Source organism: Chryseobacterium sp. GQ58 (assembly GCF_059758895.1).
This window is the reverse complement of the sequence record NZ_JCAXEH010000012.1, coordinates 1-5555: the sequence shown is the minus strand read 5'-3', so window position 1 is coordinate 5555 and position 5555 is coordinate 1. Positions and strand designations below refer to the sequence as shown.

Sequence of the window (5555 nt, the reverse complement as noted above, 5' to 3'; positions counted from 1 at the left end):
TAATATTTTCTACAATAATTATCTTTGCCACGTTTAACAAGAATAAAAGTCTAAGTAAACTTTCGTACTATTATGTACTTTATTATTATAAATGTATGCACATAAAAAAAGCTCATCAAGATTACTTGATGAGCTTTTAAATAAAAACTGGCGGCGACCTACTCTCCCGCTTTAGCAGTACCATCGGCGCTGGTGGGCTTAACTTCTGTGTTCGGAATGGGAACAGGTGAGCCCCACCGCTAAAACCACCCTAAAGGTTGTATATAAGATATCAGAGGGTAGATTTCAGATTTCAGACTTTTATGTCTGTTATCTAATGTCTCATATCTGACATCTGTTTTATCGATAAAAATGTTCACAAAGAGAGAACCTTTAATTGCGCAATTAAGCGTTGCCAATTAGGCAATAAATCTACGGGTAATTAGTACTACTCGGCTATGCTGTTACCAACTTTACACCTATAGCCTATCAACGTTGTCATCTCCAACGACCCTTAAAAGATGTCTCATCTTGAGGCGAGTTTCGCACTTATATGCTTTCAGTGCTTATCTCTTCCAAACGTAGCTACTCAGCGGTGCACCTGGCGGTACAACTGATACACCAGAGGTTTGTTCAAATCGGTCCTCTCGTACTAGATTCAAGCCCTCTCAAACATCTAACGCCCGCAATAGATAGAGACCGAACTGTCTCACGACGTTCTGAACCCAGCTCGCGTGCCACTTTAATGGGCGAACAGCCCAACCCTTGGGACCTTCTCCAGCCCCAGGATGTGACGAGCCGACATCGAGGTGCCGAACCTCCCCGTCGATGTGAGCTCTTGGGGGAGACTAGCCTGTTATCCCCGGAGTACCTTTTATCCTATGAGCGATGGCCCTTCCATACGGAACCACCGGATCACTATGTCCTGCTTTCGCACCTGATCGACTTGTAGGTCTCACAGTCAAGCACCCTTATGCCATTACACTCTACGCACGGTTACCAAGCGTGCTGAGGGTACCTTTGAAAGCCTCCGTTACTCTTTTGGAGGCGACCACCCCAGTCAAACTACCCACCACGCAATGTCCTTCTAAAAGAAGTTAGGCTCCAAGTAAGTAAAGGGTGGTATTTCAACGTTGACTCCACAAACACTAGCGTGCCTGCTTCAAAGTCTCCCACCTATCCTACACATTACTTACTCAAAGTCAATACGAAGTTATAGTAAAGGTTCACAGGGTCTTTTCGTCCCATTGCGGGTACTCGGCATCTTCACCGAGACTACAATTTCACAGAGCTCATGGTTGAGACAGTGCCCAGATCGTTACACCATTCGTGCAGGTCGGAACTTACCCGACAAGGAATTTCGCTACCTTAGGACCGTTATAGTTACGGCCGCCGTTTACTGGGGCTTCAGTCAAACGCTTCGCATTGCTGCTAACGCCCTTCCTTAACCTTCCAGCACCGGGCAGGTGTCAGACCCTATACAGCATCTTTCGATTTAGCAGAGTCCTGTGTTTTTGATAAACAGTCGCCTGGGCCTCTTCACTGCGGCCAGCATTGCTGCTGGCGTCTCTTCTTCCGAAGTTACGAGACTATTTTGCCTAGTTCCTTAACCATGATTCACTCTAGCACCTTAGGATTCTCTCCTCGACTACCTGTGTCGGTTTTGGTACGGGTTGCTTCACTTCGGCTTTTCTTGGAAGCACTTTCCCTGCAGCAGCTTCGCCCGAAGGCTAGGCCTTGACTATTCCGTCAGTCTCCAGCAGGTACGGCACTCCGTCCCCTTTTTAGTGTGAGCAAGTATGGGAATATTAACCCATTGTCCATCCACTACCCCTTTCGGGTTCGCGTTAGGTCCCGACTAACCCTCAGCTGATTAGCATGGCTGAGGAAACCTTAGTCTTTCGGTGAGCGGGTTTCTCGCCCGCTTTATCGTTACTTATGCCTACATTTTCTTTTCTGTACGCTCCACAATGGCTCACGCCACTGCTTCTGTGCAAACAGAATGCTCCCCTACCAGATACAACCCAACGGTTGTAAATCCATAGCTTCGGTACTCTATTTATGCCCGATTATTATCCATGCCGGACCGCTCGACTAGTGAGCTGTTACGCACTCTTTAAATGAATGGCTGCTTCCAAGCCAACATCCTAGCTGTCAATGCAGTCCAACCGCGTTGCTTCAACTTAATAGAGATTTGGGGACCTTAGCTGTTGGTCTGGGTTCTTTCCCTCTCGGACACGGACCTTAGCACCCGCGCCCTCACTGCCGTGGAACATTTATTAGCATTCGGAGTTTGTCAGGAATTGGTAGGATTTGACTCCCCCGCATCCAATCAGTAGCTCTACCTCTAATAAACTTATACACGACGCTGCACCTAAATGCATTTCGGGGAGTACGAGCTATCTCCCAGTTTGATTGGCCTTTCACCCCTACCCACAGGTCATCCGAAGACTTTTCAACGTCAACCGGTTCGGTCCTCCACTTTGTGTTACCAAAGCTTCAACCTGCCCATGGGTAGATCACAAGGTTTCGCGTCTAATACTACTAACTAAGCGCCCTATTCAGACTCGCTTTCGCTCCGGCTCCGTACCTGAAGTACTTAACCTCGCTAGTAACATTAACTCGTAGGCTCATTATGCAAAAGGCACGCCGTCACCCAACTTGTGGGCTCCGACCGCTTGTAGGCGTACGGTTTCAGGTTCTATTTCACCCTTCTATTCGAAGTGCTTTTCACCTTTCCTTCACAGTACTTGTTCACTATCGGTCTTTCAGGAGTATTTAGCCTTGGAGGATGGTCCCCCCATATTCAGACAGGATTTCACGTGTCCCGCCCTACTCATTTATCATCCAAATATACCTTTCAAATACGGGGCTATCACCCTCTATGGCTGTTCTTTCCAGAACATTCTTTTAAATATATAAAGACTTTTGGGCTAATCCGCGTTCGCTCGCCACTACTTACGGAATCTCTTCGATTTCTTTTCCTCCGGGTACTTAGATGTTTCAGTTCTCCGGGTTTGCTCTCTAAATAAATTTAGAGTGACTGGTCTTCAACCAGACGGGTTGCCCCATTCGGACATCTCGGGATCAATTCGTGTGTGCCAATCCCCCGAGCTTTTCGCAGCTTACCACGTCCTTCTTCGCCTCTGAAAGCCTAGGCATCCGCCATACGCCCTTAACGATTTCTTTCCTAATTATTAATTAGTTCAGTATTGTTTTGATTAATATTGCTATTAATCTATTTTTTGTAAACTCAAACGCTTAATTGCGCTCGGTTTTCTCTTTGTGATATTTTTACCGTTAATGTCAATGATCTTAATTCTTTCTGCTTGTCTGATAAATGGATATTTGTTTTGGCTCTATCCATCTTACTTTTAAATCAAACGCACAAAACTGTGGAGAATAAGGGAGTCGAACCCTTGACCTCCTGCGTGCAAGGCAGGCGCTCTAGCCAGCTGAGCTAATTCCCCTCTAGTCTAGATTTTAGATTATAAATTTTAGATTTTAAATTATTTGCTTTCGCTCATTTTCTAATTTCTAAACTCTAACTTCTAACCTCTAATTTCAATTAGTAGTCTCGGGCAGGCTCGAACTGCCGACCTCTACATTATCAGTGTAGCGCTCTAACCAGCTGAGCTACGAGACTTCATGTTTTTAGTTGTCGGTTGTCGGTTTTTAGTTGTTAGCTTTAAAACTAACTTCTAATTATCTAACCTCTAACTTCTGTAACTAAAATCTCTCTTTCCCTGATACTAATTTCTAGTGGGTTTTGTATTTTTATAATATAAGCAACCGAGTAAAAAACTAAAACGTTTTCTTTAAGTAAGTACATGGTACATTTAAGTACCTTTATTTGTTTAACGTCTAAAGACGCTCTAAAATGAGATGTTCCAGCCGCACCTTCCGGTACGGCTACCTTGTTACGACTTAGCCCTAGTTACCTGTTTTACCCTAGGCAGCTCCTGTTACGGTCACCGACTTCAGGTACCCCAGACTTCCATGGCTTGACGGGCGGTGTGTACAAGGCCCGGGAACGTATTCACCGCGCCATGGCTGATGCGCGATTACTAGCGATTCCAGCTTCATAGAGTCGAGTTGCAGACTCCAATCCGAACTGAGACCGGCTTTCGAGATTCGCATCACATCGCTGTGTAGCTGCCCTCTGTACCGGCCATTGTATTACGTGTGTGGCCCAAGGCGTAAGGGCCGTGATGATTTGACGTCATCCCCACCTTCCTCTCTACTTGCGTAGGCAGTCTCACTAGAGTCCCCAACTTAATGATGGCAACTAGTGACAGGGGTTGCGCTCGTTGCAGGACTTAACCTAACACCTCACGGCACGAGCTGACGACAACCATGCAGCACCTTGAAAATTGCCCGAAGGAAGGTCTATTTCTAAACCGATCAATTCCCATTTAAGCCTTGGTAAGGTTCCTCGCGTATCATCGAATTAAACCACATAATCCACCGCTTGTGCGGGCCCCCGTCAATTCCTTTGAGTTTCAAACTTGCGTTCGTACTCCCCAGGTGGCTAACTTATCACTTTCGCTTAGTCTCTGAATCTTAAAGACCCAAAAACGAGTTAGCATCGTTTACGGCGTGGACTACCAGGGTATCTAATCCTGTTCGCTCCCCACGCTTTCGTCCATCAGCGTCAGTTAAGACATAGTGACCTGCCTTCGCAATTGGTGTTCTAAGTAATATCTATGCATTTCACCGCTACACTACTTATTCCAGCCACTTCTACCTTACTCAAGACCCGCAGTATCAATGGCAGTTTCATAGTTAAGCTATGAGATTTCACCACTGACTTACGAGTCCGCCTACGGACCCTTTAAACCCAATAAATCCGGATAACGCTTGCACCCTCCGTATTACCGCGGCTGCTGGCACGGAGTTAGCCGGTGCTTATTCGTATAGTACCTTCAGCTTTCCACACGTGGAAAGGTTTATCCCTATACAAAAGAAGTTTACAACCCATAGGGCCGTCGTCCTTCACGCGGGATGGCTGGATCAGGCTCTCACCCATTGTCCAATATTCCTCACTGCTGCCTCCCGTAGGAGTCTGGTCCGTGTCTCAGTACCAGTGTGGGGGATCACCCTCTCAGGCCCCCTAAAGATCATTGACTTGGTGAGCCGTTACCTCACCAACTATCTAATCTTGCGCGTGCCCATCTCTATCCACCGGAGTTTTCAATATCAAATGATGCCATTCAATATATTATGGGGTATTAATCTTCCTTTCGAAAGGCTATCCCCCAGATAAAGGCAGGTTGCACACGTGTTCCGCACCCGTACGCCGCTCTCAAAGATCCGAAGATCTTCTACCGCTCGGCTTGCATGTGTTAGGCCTCCCGCTAGCGTTCATCCTGAGCCAGGATCAAACTCTCCATTGTATGTTTGTCTGACTCACTCAAAGTTTTGACGCTTTAGTTTTTCCTTACTTGGTTGTTATATCTATTTTTCAATGATCTCTTTTCTTCCGCTTTTTACAATACCTACATTTTCTGTCGTTTTCAGTACTGATTTGCGTGTGCAAAAGTAAAACTTTATTTTAATATGACCAAATGTTTTTT

At 46.0% G+C, this 5555-nt stretch carries 2 tRNA genes and 3 rRNA genes; all 5 read right to left on the bottom strand.

Annotated elements, in window-relative coordinates:
• Window positions 1–145: 145 nt before the first annotated feature.
• The 5 genes from rrf to AC6CHK_RS16070 all read right to left on the bottom strand — a co-directional run bounded on the left by rrf (window position 146) and on the right by AC6CHK_RS16070 (window position 5375).
• Window positions 146–253: ribosomal RNA gene (rrf, locus tag AC6CHK_RS16090) — 5S ribosomal RNA — on the bottom strand.
• A 148-nt stretch (window positions 254–401) separates the two neighbouring features.
• Window positions 402–3168: ribosomal RNA gene (locus tag AC6CHK_RS16085) — 23S ribosomal RNA — on the bottom strand.
• 207 nt (window positions 3169–3375) lie between these two features.
• Window positions 3376–3449: transfer RNA gene (locus AC6CHK_RS16080), tRNA-Ala, on the bottom strand.
• A gap of 102 nt (window positions 3450–3551) precedes the next feature.
• Window positions 3552–3625, bottom strand: a tRNA-Ile gene (locus AC6CHK_RS16075).
• 232 nt (window positions 3626–3857) lie between these two features.
• Window positions 3858–5375: ribosomal RNA gene (locus AC6CHK_RS16070) — 16S ribosomal RNA — on the bottom strand.
• The 16S, 23S and 5S rRNA genes sit together here with 2 tRNA genes alongside, the layout of an rRNA operon.
• Between the last annotated feature and the right edge of the window lie 180 nt (window positions 5376–5555).